The sequence below is a fragment of the Paenibacillus terrigena DSM 21567 genome (genome assembly GCF_000374845.1).
In the GTDB taxonomy this organism is placed as follows: Bacteria; Bacillota; Bacilli; order Paenibacillales; family Paenibacillaceae; genus Paenibacillus_K; species Paenibacillus_K terrigena.
Genome location: NZ_KB895415.1, coordinates 209,480 through 226,786 on the forward strand (window position 1 = coordinate 209,480; position 17,307 = coordinate 226,786).

At 45.7% G+C, this 17,307-nt stretch carries 17 protein-coding genes and 3 tRNA genes; 4 read left to right on the plus strand and 16 right to left on the minus strand.

Annotated features, from left to right (window positions below):
* Positions 1-68: 68 nt before the first annotated feature.
* Together C558_RS0112580 and C558_RS33780 are read left to right on the plus strand one after the other, a co-directional pair.
* Positions 69-959 carry a LysR family transcriptional regulator gene (locus C558_RS0112580; protein ID WP_018756635.1) on the plus strand — a complete coding sequence of 297 codons (891 nt, stop codon included), beginning with the start codon at positions 69-71 and terminating at the stop codon, positions 957-959.
* 146 nt (positions 960-1,105) lie between these two features.
* Positions 1,106-1,279: a hypothetical protein gene (locus C558_RS33780; protein ID WP_018756636.1), complete on the plus strand. Its 174-nt coding sequence runs from the start codon at positions 1,106-1,108 to the stop codon at positions 1,277-1,279.
* 17 nt (positions 1,280-1,296) lie between these two features.
* On the opposite strand, the gene C558_RS0112590 is transcribed toward C558_RS33780, so the two are convergent.
* The 4 genes from C558_RS0112590 to C558_RS0112605 all read right to left on the minus strand — a co-directional run bounded on the left by C558_RS0112590 (position 1,297) and on the right by C558_RS0112605 (position 4,185).
* Complete coding sequence (locus C558_RS0112590; protein ID WP_018756637.1) at positions 1,297-1,551, minus strand: hypothetical protein; 255 nt, start codon at positions 1,549-1,551, stop codon at positions 1,297-1,299.
* A gap of 49 nt (positions 1,552-1,600) precedes the next feature.
* Positions 1,601-2,158 (minus strand): hypothetical protein, encoded by a 558-nt coding sequence (locus C558_RS0112595; RefSeq protein WP_018756638.1) that lies wholly within the window; start codon positions 2,156-2,158, stop codon positions 1,601-1,603.
* Between the two features lie 97 nt (positions 2,159-2,255).
* On the minus strand, positions 2,256-2,993 hold the full coding sequence (locus C558_RS0112600) for an SDR family NAD(P)-dependent oxidoreductase (protein WP_018756639.1): 738 nt from the start codon (positions 2,991-2,993) through the stop codon (positions 2,256-2,258).
* A gap of 454 nt (positions 2,994-3,447) precedes the next feature.
* On the minus strand, positions 3,448-4,185 hold the full coding sequence (locus tag C558_RS0112605; protein WP_018756640.1) for an MBL fold metallo-hydrolase: 738 nt from the start codon (positions 4,183-4,185) through the stop codon (positions 3,448-3,450).
* Positions 4,186-4,394: 209 nt separating this feature from the next.
* Here C558_RS0112605 and yjcZ point away from each other — a divergent pair, with 209 nt between their 5' ends.
* Positions 4,395-4,508: a sporulation protein YjcZ gene (yjcZ, locus tag C558_RS33150; RefSeq protein WP_018756641.1), complete on the plus strand. Its 114-nt coding sequence runs from the start codon at positions 4,395-4,397 to the stop codon at positions 4,506-4,508.
* 288 nt (positions 4,509-4,796) lie between these two features.
* Here yjcZ and C558_RS0112615 read toward each other — a convergent pair whose 3' ends face one another.
* Positions 4,797-6,869 carry a DUF5054 domain-containing protein gene (locus tag C558_RS0112615; RefSeq protein WP_018756642.1) on the minus strand — a complete coding sequence of 691 codons (2,073 nt, stop codon included), beginning with the start codon at positions 6,867-6,869 and terminating at the stop codon, positions 4,797-4,799.
* A gap of 404 nt (positions 6,870-7,273) precedes the next feature.
* Here C558_RS0112615 and C558_RS30940 point away from each other — a divergent pair, with 404 nt between their 5' ends.
* On the plus strand, positions 7,274-7,675 hold the full coding sequence (locus C558_RS30940) for a PH domain-containing protein (RefSeq protein WP_018756643.1): 402 nt from the start codon (positions 7,274-7,276) through the stop codon (positions 7,673-7,675).
* Between the two features lie 159 nt (positions 7,676-7,834).
* On the opposite strand, the gene C558_RS0112625 is transcribed toward C558_RS30940, so the two are convergent.
* From C558_RS0112625 to pyrF, 11 genes are all read right to left on the minus strand, one after another.
* A tRNA-Val gene (locus tag C558_RS0112625) sits at positions 7,835-7,907 on the minus strand.
* A 101-nt stretch (positions 7,908-8,008) separates the two neighbouring features.
* Positions 8,009-8,085, minus strand: a tRNA-Ile gene (locus tag C558_RS0112630).
* Between the two features lie 26 nt (positions 8,086-8,111).
* Positions 8,112-8,188, minus strand: a tRNA-Met gene (locus C558_RS0112635).
* A gap of 87 nt (positions 8,189-8,275) precedes the next feature.
* Positions 8,276-8,440 carry a hypothetical protein gene (locus C558_RS34260; RefSeq protein ID WP_018756644.1) on the minus strand — a complete coding sequence of 55 codons (165 nt, stop codon included), beginning with the start codon at positions 8,438-8,440 and terminating at the stop codon, positions 8,276-8,278.
* Positions 8,441-8,548: 108 nt separating this feature from the next.
* On the minus strand, positions 8,549-10,039 hold the full coding sequence (locus C558_RS0112645) for an ABC transporter substrate-binding protein (protein ID WP_018756645.1): 1,491 nt from the start codon (positions 10,037-10,039) through the stop codon (positions 8,549-8,551).
* Between the two features lie 6 nt (positions 10,040-10,045).
* The gene (locus C558_RS0112650; RefSeq protein WP_018756646.1) at positions 10,046-10,930 is read right to left on the minus strand and encodes an ABC transporter ATP-binding protein; all 885 of its coding nucleotides are present in this window, start codon (positions 10,928-10,930) and stop codon (positions 10,046-10,048) included.
* Positions 10,931-10,933: 3 nt separating this feature from the next.
* A complete protein-coding gene (locus tag C558_RS0112655; protein WP_018756647.1) occupies positions 10,934-13,774 on the minus strand; it encodes an ABC transporter permease in 2,841 nt (946 codons plus the stop codon).
* On the minus strand, positions 13,774-14,856 hold the full coding sequence (locus tag C558_RS0112660) for an efflux RND transporter periplasmic adaptor subunit (RefSeq protein ID WP_026263890.1): 1,083 nt from the start codon (positions 14,854-14,856) through the stop codon (positions 13,774-13,776). Before C558_RS0112660 ends, C558_RS0112655 begins: the two co-directional genes overlap by 1 nt.
* On the minus strand, positions 14,822-15,619 hold the full coding sequence (locus C558_RS0112665; protein WP_018756649.1) for an ABC transporter ATP-binding protein: 798 nt from the start codon (positions 15,617-15,619) through the stop codon (positions 14,822-14,824). Before C558_RS0112665 ends, C558_RS0112660 begins: the two co-directional genes overlap by 35 nt.
* Before the next feature lie 268 nt (positions 15,620-15,887).
* Positions 15,888-16,529 (minus strand): orotate phosphoribosyltransferase, encoded by a 642-nt coding sequence (pyrE, locus tag C558_RS0112670; RefSeq protein ID WP_026263892.1) that lies wholly within the window; start codon positions 16,527-16,529, stop codon positions 15,888-15,890.
* 2 nt (positions 16,530-16,531) lie between these two features.
* On the minus strand, positions 16,532-17,260 hold the full coding sequence (pyrF, locus tag C558_RS0112675) for an orotidine-5'-phosphate decarboxylase (RefSeq protein WP_018756651.1): 729 nt from the start codon (positions 17,258-17,260) through the stop codon (positions 16,532-16,534).
* Between the last annotated feature and the right edge of the window lie 47 nt (positions 17,261-17,307).

Sequence of the window (17,307 nt, forward strand, 5' to 3'; positions counted from 1 at the left end):
TTTTCATAGGTAAAATGAATATATATTATGGTTTTCATTCCATCTAGCTATGAAGAGAGGTCTTCCCTATGGATATACGGCACTTACAGTACATTACAGAAATTGTGCGCTGCAACAGCTTCACGAAAGCGGCAGAATCCTTACATATCACGCAGCCGACAATCAGCAAGTCCATCATTAACCTGGAGCAAGAATTGAATACGGAAATCTTCGTTCGTGAGGGCAAACAAATCAAATTAACGGATGCGGGCGACGCGATCATGAACTATGCAGAACCCATTCTGCATTTATTCGACCAGCTGATGGCTGAAATTAATGACTTGACCTACCTTAATAAGGGAAATATTCGCATTGGGATTCCGCCTATGGCAGGTTCGAGTTATTTTCCAATGGTAATCAAGCAATTTCAAGCCACCTATCCAGGGATCACGATTCACATGGTGGAGGATGGCGCCAAACGCATCGAAGAACGAATTGAAGAAGGCGATATTGACGTGGGGGCTGTACTGCGGCCGATCGATCATGAAATGTTCGATTCATTTCCAATCGTCGAGGATCGCTTGAAAGTCATTATGCATCCATCGCACCCGCTGGCAGAACGTAAGCATATTGAACTGCAAGAACTATCCCAAGATCGATTTATTCTATTTAGCCACCAGTTCGCGCTCCATGAACGGATCATTCATGAATGCCGTGCCGTGGGATTCGAACCACAAATCGTGAGTGAGAGCTCGCACTGGGATTTTATTGGTGAAATGGTGGGGGCGGATATCGGAATTGCCATGCTGCCGGATACGATCTGCCGACTGCTCTCCCCGGAGAAGGTTCGTGCGGTTACATTAATCAATCCAATCATACCTTGGCAGCTATCGATGGCTTGGCGTCGGGTGGGATACCTGTCGCGGGCATCTCGTGCATGGATTGCTTTTACGAAAGAATATTTCGGTATCCTTTCTTGAGACGCAAAAAAGAGCGGCCCAATGAAATTCATCAGCTGGACTGCTCTTTATTCTTTTTTGCGAGAGTTTTCGAGGTATATAATACATCATATTCTCTTCGCTCGGGCATCCTAAATCAATCATTTGACGAGACAAGGAGCAACGTGATGAAACATGATGATCTAGACCAAGTAACCGATCCAAAAGTATTATATGATCTCGGTCTTGCGGACAAAACCCTCATGAAGACCGAGCAACTCATTCAAAATATTGATCACGCTTATGACAACAAGCCTTACAGCACGATCATGAACACCGAAACGGAAGGAGAGGTCAATTGACCTCTAACCATTGACTATTAACCACAAGTATCGTCTTCCAAAATGAGATGACTGCCACGTTCTACAATGACATAATCCGCATGTCGTATGAACCAATGCTCGGTTTCCTTATGCTCTGACACCTCAACCCCGAACTCCCCATCCGCCGGTTCAAAGTCATACCAGCTTGTAACCAATACCTCTTGACCCATCTCGAATGGATGGTCGTTCGTGTTGCCCGTAATCTTCACTTTATCTCCTGGCTCTGCATGTCCGATATGCTGTTCTTTCATTTCAAATCCTCCATTATCTTCATTAAACACTCTGGGATGCTGTGCTGTGTTACTGCTCTTCACTAACGACTACCGAATCTCGAATCTGTTCGAATGAAATGGGTTGATAGTCCCAGTGTTCAACACTTACGTTGAAATAACTCTTCCCCTCATACTTCTGGCCATGGATATGTCCGTGCACATTCACAAAAGGCATATGTCTGTTCATATACATCGGCTCATGCGTGAGGAAGAAAAATTGCTGGTATATCATCGGATGCTCGCTTACTTCATTAAATCCTACATCCAGCCACCACGTACGCGAACGCCCTCGATCATGATTGCCTAGAATCAGATGCTTATAACCGTTCAGCTGACTGACAATGTCTCGGGTCCGCTCACGATTCCAGAAGGAGAAGTCTCCGAGATGAAAGACTTTATCTTCTTGCTTCACGACAGCATTCCAACGCTCTATCATATACGGATCCATTTCCTCAACGCTCTGAAAGGGTCTCGATTCAAAATCAATAATGCCGCGATGACCAAAATGATGGTCGGATGTAAAGAAAACCTGCTGCATGAAGTCACGTCCCTTCGCGAATCCTTCTTTCTCTATAGAGTCTAACATGTTTTGGATTCCTGTCAAAATAAGAGAAACGACTACAATCGGCCTTGCCGAATCCAGGCCGCTCTTAATTTCTTGTTCTTATTCATGGGACATCCTCTTAGGCATCCGTATATTTTACAAGCTTACCGGGTTCGAATGTTTTCTCAATCATGTTCAATAAGTGCCTGCACAGGGCTTCCGTTGAGAGTAACTGTCCTGTTTGATGTGCATGTTTAAAATACTTGGCCATCTCAAATTCTTGAGCGTTCTTCTCCCTTGCGAGCATCTGCATCTCGGTATCGACCATGCCGGGGTCTACAGCAATAATTTCTACAGGGAATTGGCTTCTGCCTTGCTCTAAGCCGACACATTGCGAGAACATATTCAAGCCCGCCTTGGCCGTGCAATACACACTCATATCCGGTGCGGGATAGGAGCCTGATCCGGATGATATATTGATGATTTTACGCCGGATTCGTACGTTCTCCGATAAATTGATAAAACAAGAGGTTAGCAGCATCGGTGCGACGAGACTGATCTGGAGGTTTCTATGGATCTCACCTAGCGTACATTGCTCGATCGGCTTGAGCGGCTCAGCCATAGCTGCGTTGTTCACGAGACAAATCATATCCGCATGATGGAGATCGATTTGGTTGAACACCGTATCCATCAGGTTCTCAATCCCCGAGGTATCACTTAAATCATAATGAATATGTGTATAATTCTGAAACTCCGTCAGGCTAGAATCCCCTCTGGATATGCCGTGGACCTTGTGGTCTTGCTCCAGCAGCATTTTGGCTAACTGTTCACCAATTCCTCTTGAAGTCCCTGTAATAATGAAATGATTCCGACGCATTGCATCTCCTCCAATAGTTATCAAATATCTATGATATGAGCTCACGTTCAACCGTTCACGAATGATGATTTAGTTGGATGACCAAATCTTCTCATTATAGTAATTCAGCGTCGCTTAAATGCTGCACCGCGTTCACCCTTTATTATTCTATTCTGTTGCTTCCATATCAAGAAGGAGTTATCTATTTTGAAGAAACTCTAACATCCTTTTATTCGTCTGCGAACTCTGGCGTCGTCTATGCATTCGATAGACACCCCGATCAGGATCATCTATGTTCATAAATTCGATTCACTCCTGCCATTTACCTTCTTCTCCATGTCAACTACGCGGACATCAGAACTGTAAAAAAGCCACCGATAAAGGTTCATTCGGCAGCCTGAATTTATTTAGTAGGACAATGATCAACTCAATCGACTGCGTATCCTTCGATATCGCAAGCTACACACACACTGCTCTATCCTGCACTATATGTAAGAATGAGCTCCCTGAGCGCTTGTTTGACATCCCCATGAAATAATCCTCCATGATAGCAGATAATCTGCTCAATGTCGTAGTTAAGCAACAGCTCAACGGAATTGACAGCCTCTTCTAGATTCAGGGTATAGCTAGGATTAGCAATGTTGAATGTGCCATCTTCAATCACGACGGCATCAGATGCAATCAGAGTTTTGCTCTCTGGCAAATATAACGATATATGCCCAGGCATATGACCAGGGGTATGGACAATCTCTATACCGCCGCACCAAGGAAACTTGTCTCCATGAGACACCGAACGGTCAACGGCAGCTGGCTCGTAGGACTGTAAGAAGCGAATAAATTGTTCAGCACCCGGTTTTTCTTCGGCCTGCAAATCATTATACGTTGATTCAGCCTGTTCAAGTCGCAACGACTTTTGTCTTCCTTCAATATACGGTATTTCAAGCTCATGTGCGATGATTTCGATATGTGGATACAGCTGCTTAAGAGAAGCAAGTGATCCATAATGGTCCATATCATGATGGGTTACAATCAATTTTGTAATTGACTCCAGCTTGACGCCGTTCCGGTTAGCCGCTTCTTCAAGAAGAGATATAAAATTAGGATAACCACAGTCGACGAGAATGGCATCGTGTTCATCCCGTAGCAGAACCGGGGTGATGACCTGTTTTTGTCCGTTAAACTCAAATTCAATATCAAGTAACTGATTAATCATACCAATACCTCCATCCCAAGCAACATTTAGATACCTGATTATAAGTAATTCGAACTCAGACATCAAATTCTACGACAATCAGTTAAAGTAAGGTTAGCGCTAAAAATTAAATATTGCAATCAATTATGAATAACTAGGAACAATCACCCAAACCAAGAGAGAGCTGCCTTCATAACATATCGAGTACTAAAAGTTAGGGAGGTGCTTACATGTCCGGTTTAGTTGGTGGAGCTTTTACAAACACTGGTACAATTCTTGTATTGTTCATCTTATTAGTTATCGTCGCCTGCAGTTGTATGGGTGGCTTTGGATTCGGTATTTAATAACTAATAATGCCCCTTAAGTACTTTTAGTGTCTATTGTCGTCAATGGAGATAATCATCGAGAGCTAGTCCAAACCCTTGGTATCCATTATAAAAGCCTTACGCAATAAGCTGCTCCCGGCATGATGCCGGAGGCAGCTTATTTCTCTATGACCCGCTGCTAATTGAGAATATCCGCTGAAATCGTCATGTATCGCGTTTCAAGTCTCCACATAAAGAAGGCGAAAATTGTACAATCCAATTTTCGCCCCTGCCTTACATTATTCTATCCCTTCAAACCGCTTAATCTCATTCATTCGATTGCAGCGTAAGCCGGAATCGGTATTTCATATCATCTTCGAACCACATGACAAAGTTCGTTCCCCACACGTTGTTGTGCAAATTAAAATGAAATCCGCGGTCCAACGGAACGAAGGTGTTATCGAATTCCAGAATTCTTCTTTCACCCGGACAAACAATTGGCGCATCCAATGTCTCGATGAACGCCGTACCGTCCGCCCCCCCATAGTACAAGCCTGTTTGAACCCCGTGCAAATTCCTGTTGCCGTTCTTGACTACAGACAAAGGCGAAATATGACGCCCTAGCTTATCCATTTCCCAGATGTTTGGATTGTCGACGAGTGGCGCGAAAGAAAACCAGCTCGCCTCGGGCAAGCGGCACACCTGCTTCTCCTGCCACTGCAGCTCGACCTCAATATGCGGACCGCAGCGCTGGAATTTATACAGGACATTCAGCTTCCGAGGAGCTCCATGATGCTCACATACCTCTTCCGGTAGCTGTAAATCGATACTTACTACGTCGTACTCCGGCTGTCTATCCAGCATAATTTTGTCGGCTCTCGCCTTAAACAGCTTATGCACTGGCTTAGGATCAACATATTCGATCCCCGGCTTGCCTAAGTCGTTATCAGCCCAACCGTGATGTCTAGGCAAATTGGTCACATATTCTTGGAAATAGCGATCATAGCTTTCTTTACTGAACGTTTCATATCGGAATTTGCCCAGCTCATGCTCTTCATCGGCCCATACTTTCCCGCTGTTGTCCATCAAGGAACAGATCGATCCATCAGAAGCGAAGGCGACCCGGAAAGCTCCAAGATCGTAGTATTCACCGATCTGTAGAGACTTAGATTGATCAAACACTTTACCGTCCATCGAAGGGCTTAGTTGTTCAAGCGCAGTTACCGCTTCTTCAGCCAAATCTTCAGGTAAGGCAGCAATTGCCTGGTTTAAGTAGTCACGCTGTTCTTGCCACGAGCTCTCATAAGAGCTGAAGCGGCGATCTGGAACTGCTTGGTTACGGAGGTAATCGAATTTCTTCCACTTCGCGTCATCGATCACGTCCCGCTTCCTCGCGGCAGCTAGATCAGATGGCGAATAGTTCGTAAAATCAACGAGATACACGGACGAATTCATTCCCCAAGTATGCTCCGGAATAAGCATCAAATTGTCGCTGAACCGGCCATATGCCTCGCTTTGTACATCAAGCGCACCTGAATCCAGCCACTTGTCGCGCAGCCGCAGCAGCTCACGGTAACGTGCGATTTTCCATGGGTCAGAGGCGGCGCCGTGAATCCATGAATCACCGATTTCTTCGGTAATCATCGGCAAACGGTGCTTCACCGCCTGCAGCTTTTCTGCGTAGGCATCCATGGTTGACGCCATTATACTAGCGCCCGGATAATCGCGCTGCAGCTGATCGTAGAGCGCTTTCACTTCTTCCAATTTAGGAGGACCGAAATTATCATGCGTATGAGCGAAGTACAATGCATCCTCCATACCTTCCAGATGAAAAGGCTTACCATAAGCATCAGCATAATTTACGATAATTTCCGAGCCATCCGCTGCCCGCCATACAAACATTTTCGGTACACTTGGATTTTTGGATACATCGTTGACGCCGATATGTAAATATTGAATGCCGCTTTTCGCCATCAGCGGAACCATCGCGATCGTATGGCCAGGAACATCCGTCATTTTGGCAGCAATTGTTGTTCGTCCATAAGTTTTATCTAAATCTTGAGATAACGAAAGACCGTACTCGAACAGGCGTTCATCCATGAGCTCTGTATGAATCGTGAAAGGCAAGCCGTGCCATACGATTCTGCCTTGGCGAATTCCTTCCTCCATACGGGCCCGCATCGGCTCTGATGCTGTTTGTAAAAATTGCTTGATCAGCCATGAGCCTGTCGTCCATACGAATTTGACAGGTCCTTCCTCTTGAGCGAGCTTCTCCGATAAATCTAGAGCCTGTGGTATAAAGCTGTTCATATAACGATCGACGACATCTTGTGCCATGTGCGTATAACCGATATCCAGATGGGTTTTAAATACGACATGGACTCTCTTAATTGTACTCACTCTAGCTTCTCCTCCAATGCCTCATGTTGTCAGTCCGACACACACGGCGTGTGACAATACCTAATCGCTTGTGCAGCGGACATGTTTGCCTATCTAACCCACATACTACTCTTTCACGATTCCTACGACAATGCCTTTAACAAAAAACTTTTGAAGAAACGGGTAAACTAGCAAAATAGGCAATGAACCATTTTCCTTGATCAATTTTTTGTCTATATCGACCCAAGCTCCTTCACCATCGAAGGTCGTAGAACCACCAAACCAATCAGAGAATTTCGCTAGTGCTTGATCGACGAACTTTTGCTGTGCTTCTGGGTTCCGTTATTCATGTCAAAATGCTACAATTAGGGTGGTATTGACTTTCAAATTTTTCTATATTTTTCTCTCAGAGGAGGTAGACTCGAATGTCAAATAAAGAGTCGCTAACACGTGGATCGTTAATTTGGGAAGGGAGAAAACGCACAATCTTCGGCTTGCCGCTTTCATTTACAAAATACTTTGTGTACGAGAAAAGATTGGTCACAAGAACAGGATTCATTTCATTGGTAGAGGATGAATTGGATTTCTATAAAGTACTAGATAAGAGTCTAGTGTTACCATTCTGGCAGCGTGTATTCGGTTGCGGTTCGATTCGCCTCAATGTTGCCGATGTGGATACGCCAATCAAAATACTTGAATCGGTTAAAGCTCCACGAGAAGTCTACGATCACATCGATACTATCGTAACGGAACTGACAAAGAATAACTCGGTACGTACAGCCGCCAGCATCCTTGGTTCGATCTCTCAAGAAGACTTCATTCGTTAGATGTTCTCATATGCAATAATCTACGAATTAAAAAACTCCAGAAATGCAATAAACCCTTACTCCGTAAGGGTTTATCTAGTACCAGGCTGTTCAATCCAAATAAATATTAATAAAAACAAAAGAGCCCTTATATCAAGGACTCTCAGGTTTGATCTTGTATGATCTGTAGTGGGCTCGAACCACTGACCCCTACCCTGTCAAGATAGTGCTCTCCCAGCTGAGCTAACAGATCATGTTATGAAGACAAATACTATAGTACCAAATTCTGATTGCGATGTCAATCTAAAATCTAGAAATCTCTGAAACTTATGTATGATAGATCAAGGATTACTATGGTGGGCCCTGAGGGACTCGAACCCCCGACCAATCGGTTATGAGCCGACCGCTCTAACCAACTGAGCTAAGGGCCCTTAATCAATTCATCATCATAAGAATTTGGTTGCGGGGGCAGGATTTGAACCTGCGGCCTTCGGGTTATGAGCCCGACGAGCTACCGAGCTGCTCCACCCCGCTTCAATTATTCAATAGCGACAAAAATAAATATACACTATATATACGAGTAAAGTCAAGAAGAATTTAACGTTCTAAACAATTATCACCTTAGGTGATAAATCGTACCCCATAACGACCCTTACGCGAGCGAAAAATCTCGATTTCCTGCGGATCTGAATAGCCATAAATCCATGCGTCATTCTCGATACGCTTCAGGATGCAGCTCGCTTGAAATTTGGTATTGTACAACTTGCCCCAGTAGATCCATTTCATATTGACTCAGCTCCTGTCTTATCATGATGTCTTCTTTATGCCTATAGAATACCCCATAACATGAAAAAAAAGCCTTAAACTTCATACGAAGTTTAAGGCTCTCCTTACTTAACCTGCTGGTGCGACTTCCGTCGTGCCACCGTTCATGCCGTTAGCTGGCTTACTCGGGTTCTTCTTCATTTCGATCAGCATCTTGTCGCCTTCTTTTTGCCACTCTTTCAAGCCCTCTGCAGAAGATTTCTTGCCATCAAGTACCGTCTGGAAGATCTCTCTTCCTTTTTCTCCCACTTGATAAATGTTAGGGTACTTATTACCCAGATCCATCTCTTGGTTGTTCGGTGTTACAGGCTTGAGCGTATAGAAAGCTGCAATGTTATAGTTCAAACCATCTTTTGGTTGAATATATTTCTTACGGGATACAATCTCGTAGCTGCTGCGCGATTTCAATTTCGCCCATTCTTCACTATTTAAGAACTTGATGAAATCCCAAGCATCTTTATCATTTTGAGCTTTGGCATTAATACCCATCAAGTTGTTCAGATAGATATTACCGCCAATGCCCGGTGCTTCAGGATGCGTTGGAAGGGTTACAACATCCCAATCCACTTTCTCGAAGTTCTTAATTTTAGACGCATTTTTATTTGCATCCAAAATATCATTTACATAGCTGTAGTCCGCAATCGTCATTGCTGTTTTACCAGACAAGAAGCTATCGCTTGCAAGCGGATTATAACGTCCATTAGACGAATCATCCTGTTGTAGGTCTTTTTGTGTTGGAATGACTTTCTCGGATACCAGCTTCGCAAATGTGCTCCAAGCCTTCTCCCAAGCTGGTGTATCAACCGTCATCTTGTCGCCCTTATCATCGAACATACGAAGCTGCAAGGCAGAGAGATACGTTCCTGTCATATCATAGAATGGATCTCCTGACCAACGATTCAATTGAAGTCCGAACTTCTTGTTCGCACCATCACCCGATTTCAAACGACGTGCTAGCGTAAAGACATCTTCCCAGCTCATGCCGTCTTTAGGTGGCTCAATATTGTTCTGTGTGAAGAATTTCTTATTATAGAATAAGGCCGATGAACCAAACGTAGGCGCGAGACCATAAATATTGTTGTCGCCCAAATCTTTAATGCCATCCATAACAGTCGGAACAATATCTGTAGTATCAAATTTATCTTGTTGGATCATTGGATCCAGCTGTTTCAACATATTCTCACGAACGAGCTTCTTGTACACATTCGTGTCCATAATCATCACGTCAGGAGCATTTGGACCAGAGAGCAGCTTCTTCGTCTCTTCAAATGGATCCGGTTGCTTCTGGTCCGGCTTCGGCTCTTCATAACGATAGTTACTATTGTCAATCGCCGATACGAATTCAATCTTCACATTCGGATGCGTATATTCATAGATATCCGTGTATTGCTGGCGAAGATAAGAATCGTCGCCTCCGTAACTATAGATCGTACCAATCCGTAATACTTTCTCTTGTCCGGCTTCCTCGCCTTCACCCTTGCTGCATGCCGCAAGAACAGGAGCGAATAATGACAAACTTAACGTAACCATTAACAGTTTCTTACTCCACTTTGTCTTCATCCTAAATTATCCCTCCAATGATTTGGGTGACCGAATAATAATCTGATCCCCATCGAACTCCATTGATGCTTTATCTTTAATTTGCAGAGCTTGCAAGTACTCTTTAGGCACCTGCAATCGTCCAACCCGGTCTACAACCACGTACGCCTCATGAATCTGCTGCAGCGCACCTTGGCCCTTCAATAGCGCCTCTTCATCTTGATCCAAGTTTGGATTCCGTTTGATGAACTCCGTACTTGTCAGACCATCCCGAATGGCTACTACACGATCGACTTTCTCAGCGAGCGATAAATCATGGGTTACGATAACGATCGTAACGCCCAATTCTTGATTCAATCTCCGGAAAATCCCCATAATGCTATCCGAGGTCTGCGTATCCACAGAACCTGTCGGTTCATCGGCCAGCAGAAGCCGTGGACGATTCGAGAGCGATATCGCAATCGCCACACGTTGCTGCTCCCCCCCGGAGAGCTGATGCAACTTGTTATACATCCGGTCTTTCAGACCGACCCATTCGAGCAATTGCTTCGCATAGGCGCGGTCTACCTTCCCGCTGAGCATCATTGGCATCTCCACATTCTCAATCGCTGTTAGATAAGGGAGTAAGTTCCGCGCATTATTCTGCCAGATGAACCCGACCGTATTGCGTTTATACTCTACGAGCTGATCATCCGTTATCTTGAGCAAATCCCATTCGCCGACACGAACTTGGCCCGCTGAAGGGCGATCTAGCCCACCGAGAATATTCAGCATCGTCGATTTCCCGCTGCCGCTATTCCCGATAATCGCCATCATCTCGCCTTCCTTCACGGATATATTCAAGCCTTGGAGCGCAACGACTTCAAGATCATCCGTCTTAAAAATTTTGACAAGTCCTTCGCAATGAATCATCGTTTAACGCTCCTCTCCCATTTTGACGGCTTGATGCACGCGTAATCGACGAATATGCATGAACAAGAGCGCAGCCCCGGTTACCATCATAACGCCTACAACAATGTACAACTGCGTCGTATCCTTATTCTCGAATACAATTCGGAACGGAGGCACCTGCATATTCACATTTTCCGTCGTCTGCAGGAATGGCAAGAACAGAATACTGGATAATTTACCGATTAATACCCCGAGCACAATGGACAGTCCTGCTGTGAAAATCTGCTCTAAGAGCAGCATCCCTGTCAACTGCTTCCTTGATAGTCCCATCGCACGCAGTACGCCGAACTGAACGACGCGTCCCGATAGGTTGAAGAACCAAAATAACAAATACCCAATTAATGAAATAATGACTGATACGAGGAAACCGAGACTTAGAATTCCAAATACGCCGCCGCGCTGTGGATGCTTATTCTGCTTCACAAGTTCTGTCCGCACATCATCAATCGTCGCAAGCTCGATGTTGTTCTTCGCTAATTCATCGATGAGCGGCGCAACGAGTGCCTTCGGCTCCATTTTCAACCACACTTTGTACGGAATGAGCGGTACTTGGTCATAGATATAATCCAGATTCGTAATGAAGAACGGCGTCTGCTTCGGATATTGCGTCGGCCAATACGGCAGAACGCCTACAACCACAAATTCGATTGGCTGATTCTGAAGCGAGATGTTGACAACATCGCCCGGTTTGATCTGGTACTTTTTCGCTACATTTGAAGGAATGATCACCGCGTTCTCATAAGAGCCAAGCAGGTTCAAATAATTGAACGGATGAACAGGGAACAAGTCATTGCGGAACCATGCGACTTTGGAGAAATCTACATTATCGATTCCAAGAATATTCCCGTTGCCGATCGATGTCCCCGACACGCTTACGCTGCCCTTGGTCTCCAGCACACGAGTCGCCGCCTCGACCCCTTTCAAATGCTTGAATACTTCGAATGGAGGTTCATTATAAATGATCTTACTTGGCTTCTGGCCTTGCCCGGGCTGACCGCCTTTTCCACCGCCGCCATTCTTCTGATCATCCGGATTCACTTCCGAATAACCTTCCCACACCGCTTGCATAATCACGTCTGCACCGTATTTATACAAAGTACGTTCTGTCGAGTTCGTATCGATCGTTCGTGCTGCGGATGCATTGTACACCCCAAGCCCGAGCGTTAGAATCAACAAGATCATGAGCGGATAATACGAGGTCGCTGAACGGGAGAGCTGTGTGATCGTCAAGTACAACGGTACTGGGAGCACTTTCTTCGCAATCCATGTCACGAATCGTAAGATCCATGGGAATAAACGCAAGAAGAACAAACCAAATGCAAAAATCGATAACGCCGGAACGAAGAACAGGAACGGATTCACTTGTAATTGGTCCGTCGTCATCCCGGTCTGGAAGGTTAATAGCTGTCTTTGATTAAACATGTAATAGCCATACCCAGCGATCGCTAACAAAACAATATCTAGATACCAACGCTGCCAGAAAGGCTTCTGATCCGACCGCGCCAGCTTCTGCTTATAACTTACAATCGATGCTCTGGCAAATACAACCGCCGGGATAACACTCGCAATAATCGCGATCAACACGGCAACTGCACCGTATATTATCGCCTGCGAGTTCAGTCCGACAGGAATGGATTGACGATCTACGAAAGTTAAGAATCCATTCGCAGAACCGATACTCTTCGCCATGAACCATCCGACGAAAGGCCCGATAATCAGCGCGATGATTCCGAGGAATACCCCTTCGATGAGATACATCATTGAAATCTGCCTTGTGCCCGCCCCGCGGCTTCGCAATACCGCAATATCGCTGCGCTGCTTATCCAGTGCCTGCCTAGCATTCATCGCAATGAAGTAGAACACCATTGCGATCATTGGCGCCGCTAGCGTGAAGAGCAAGGTCTGAAGCTGCAGACTTTGCACCTTAAATTCATCCAACACATCGGCAAACGACATTTCCATCTTCGTATCTTTCAGATGTTGGTAGAGCTCAATTTTGAGACGATCAAGCGTATTGCCAAGCGGCGTCAGCTGACTCGTCTTCACTTCCCGCAGATCAAATGCATAGTACCAGCTTGCTTGATTTAACGGGACCTTGGATTCTTTGAGAATATAATCATTAAATACCTTGTCACTGATAAAGAACGTGTTCATGAGGCTTTCTTGCCCTTGATACCAGTAAGCATCCGTATCATTCTTGGCCTTCACCGTACCGACAATCTTTACCTTCAGTACGAGATCCAGACCGCTATATACGGGATATTCGAATACATCGCCAACATGTAGATCGTTCCGGTACATTGCCTCATCGAGAATTACCGCTTCAACGGTATCCCCATCATGTGAATCGGAATACATCTTACCTAGCGCAATCTCCGTCTTGTCTTGAAGACCCGTGAGCGATCCTAATCCCATTGTACGGACACGACTCGTATCTACCTTCGTTGAATCAACGGGTGATATTTCCGTTGCCCGGATTCCTTTGTTGCTGACATAGACTTGATGCGGGAACCCAATCTCAATTGGAACCTGATCGCGAATAAAATCATCAACTGACTTCAGTGAATTGATATCCGTCTTCGTACCACCTGGTGCTTGATATCTTAACAATAGCGATCCGGCAGGCAGACCGTCGCTCTTCTCTTGGAGTGACTTCGCCACAACGCGCTTGAGTGAACCGTCCGCATACATCGGAATACTCACCGTGAACGATACGGCAACAATAAGGCCTAATAGCGTGCTTAGCGTCATCCAACGGGTGTTCCACATCTTGCGGAACAAAAATCGTAGCAGTGGAATACCCATTAGCGACCCACTACTTTCTGTCCTGGGGTAAGGCCTTTCACAATTTCCACATCCGTTGTTGACTGTTGTCCGACTTCAACGTCGACTTCCCGCTTCCCATTCTCATCCACAACTTGGACATACGTCCGGGAACCAATGGAACGCAGTGCAGATTGCGGAATGGTCACGACGTTATCTCGACGCAGCGTAATAACAGCAATACTCAGCGGTGTGCCTCGAGTTAAGCCTTTTGGCATATTATCCAGCTGTACGAGAAGGAAGTCTTCCAGCTTCTCTGGCTTCTGGCCTCCGCCTGGTCCACCATTGCCTGAATCTTCCTTGGCTTGAGGCAACTGCTTCACTTTACCTTTGAGCGTCTTGCCAACCGTATTAATATCTACATTCACTTCCATGCCGACAGCAACTTGCTTCAAGTCATCTTTCGTAACAGATGCTGCTACAGCAAGACGGGACGTATCTGCGATGATCGCAATCGGGTCATAAGCCTTGACCAACGAACCCTTCTCTGCGTTCAATGAGACGATCGTTCCGCTGAACGGAGCGACCAGTGTCCCTTTTGCAATTTCATTCTCGAGGTCCGTAATCGCTTGGCGACTCTCTTCGAATACGATCGAAGCCTGTTCGAATTCGACCGGATCCATCTGATCTTTCTGACGAAGTGTTTCTTTCATATTGATCTCGTCTTTACGGAACGCGAGTTTCTTCTTCCGAAGATCCTTCTGCATATCCTCCATATCCAGAACGACGAGCACTTGACCTTGTGTTACTTTGTCTCCGTTCTTCACAAGGACATTCTTGATGCGTTTGCCATCTGCTGTGAAGAACATCGTCTCTTCTTGCTGAGACATTAATCTGCCGCTTGCTGTTACCTTGGTTTCAATCGTCCCCTTGGTTACTTCATACTCCGGTTTTTGGGAGATTTTCGGCGGTGTAATGGTCGGCAATACTTCCTCTGCATCTTCCTTCGGAAGTAATGAACAGCCTGCCGTCATCATCATTGCTCCACAAAGGGATACAAGTAGAATCTGGCGCAGCCTCCTCCCTGATTTAGATGAATTTCCCGTCAACCATTTCATAGACATGGTCCGCAACCTCCAAAATTGTAGGATCGTGTGTCGTCATACATATTGACACTTGTTCAGTTCGAATAATGTTTCTAAATACGGCCATAATCTGTGCTCCCATCTGGGAGTCTAGCTCCGCCGTCGGCTCATCGGCGAGTAAGAGACGCGGACGGTGTGCAATCGCCTTCGCAATCGCAACACGCTGCTGTTCTCCCCCCGATAGCTCAAATGGGCGGTGATGCATACGACTGGACAGCCCAACAAGATCGAGACAATGCTCGACGCGGCTCTTCCATTCATTCTTCGGCACATTCGCCATACGAAGCGATAGCTCTACATTCTCCCAAGCAGATAACAATGGCATGAGTGCAAACGCCTGAAAGATAAAGCCGATATCCATTCGACGCGCTAGTGTACGCTTATCATCATCCCACTTATGAAATGGGTTTCCGCGGAAAAAAACTTCGCCCGATGAAGGCTGGTCTAGCCCTCCTAGAATGTTCAACAGCGTTGTTTTCCCCGAACCCGATCTTCCTTTAAGCATGACGAGTTGTCCTGGTAGCACCTCCATTTGGATGCCTTTCAGGACATGCAATTGCTGATTCCCTACAGGAAAAAAGCGTTCCACTTGATTCACGACGAGAATAGGCTCCGTATCTAGCAATCTAGCAGGCGATTCCTCAGATCGTTCTACTATTTCTTCTACATGTTCTATGTAATCTGATGCAGTGTCCGTTGTTATGTCCGGTGTGTCTACAGATCGTTTTCGGAACCAAGCCATAATATTGCCCGCTCCCCCTTTGACTATTATTGACCCAAGGATGGATTACTCCTGAATTATAAACGATATGACCTAGCAAAAAGTTACAAATCAATTAACTTATTTTCATAATTATAGACAAAAGTTTAATGTTTTTTCCATAAAGTAGAAAGTGTGAAAACGGCGCGGAGCACGTCTTATATACTACGTTGTTCGGTAACAACGACAAAAAGAGCCAAAATAACTATAAGCTACATAGTCATTTGGCTCTTCATTTAAGAGTCGAATCTTATTTACCGAACGAAGTCGGATCTTCACGCCATGCTTTTAATGTCGCTAGATCTTCCGCTTGTACATAGCCAAGCTCTACCGCCACATCCATGAGTGCCGTATAGTTGGACAATGTCTGAAGTGGAATGCCAGCTTCTTCGAAAGCTGATGTTGCTTTATCCAATTGATAGCTGAAAATCGCGAGGACGCCAAGCGGCGTTGCGCCTGCTTCCTTCACAGCAACCGCTGCTTTGAGCGAACTTCCACCGGTAGAGATCAAGTCCTCGATCACTACAACCTTCTGACCTGGCTTGATCACACCTTCGATCAAGTTCTCTTTGCCGTGACCTTTCGCTTTGTCACGAATGTATGCCATCGGCAGGTTCAACTTCTGTGCTACCCATGCAGCATGCGGAATACCAGCTGTTGCAGTTCCTGCAATGACTTCTGCATCCGGATACTGCGCACGAATGATGGCTGCGAATCCTTCGGCAATCGTCTCGCGGATTTCCGGGAAGGACATCGTCAAGCGATTGTCGCAGTAGATTGGCGATTTGATACCTGAAGTCCAAGTGAACGGCTGATTCGGCCGCAAAGCCACCGCCTCAATTGTTAATAGATGCTTCGCAATTTGTGCAGGGATTTGTTCCAAAGTAATCACGTTCAAATCAGCTCCTCAATAATATTCTCAATCGCTTCTCTAGGGTTCGCAGCGGTCGTAATCGGACGACCGATAACAACAAAATCTGTCCCTTGTTCAAAAGCTTGCTTCGGTGTCATGACACGCGTCTGATCACCAAGCGCACTGCCCGCAGGACGAATGCCAGGGGTAATCGTCTTGAAGTCGCTGCCGCAAGCTTCCTTGATCATTTCCACTTCTAGCGGTGAAGCCACGACTCCGTCAAGGCCCGCTTGCTTCGTGAATTTGGCATAACTAACAACGGATTCTGCGACCGATCCCGCGATGCCTATCTCGTTGTTCAGCATGTCTTGGCTTGTACTAGTAAGCTGTGTCACAGCGATGACGATAGGCTTGTCTAATGCAGGGTTCTCTTCTAATGCTTCATTCACACCTTGCATAGCCGCAGCCATCATCTCTACGCCGCCTGCTGCGTGGACATTAATCATGTCCACGCCAAGCTTCGTAATACTGTTCGCACCGCTCTTTACCGTGTTCGGAATATCGTGTAATTTCAAATCTAGGAATACTTTGTAGCCTAGTTCCTTCAGCTCGCGCACGAATGCAGGGCCTTCAGCGTAATAGAGCTGCATGCCCACCTTCATATAACAAGGAATACCCTGTAATTGTTGTAATAGCTCACGCGCCTCTGACGCTTTCGGATAATCGAGCGCGACCATAATGCGACCTGCTACTTCATCTCGATGACTCATCGTTTACGGCTCTCCTCCTTGTTTTTATTTCGATCATTCATCTTCGA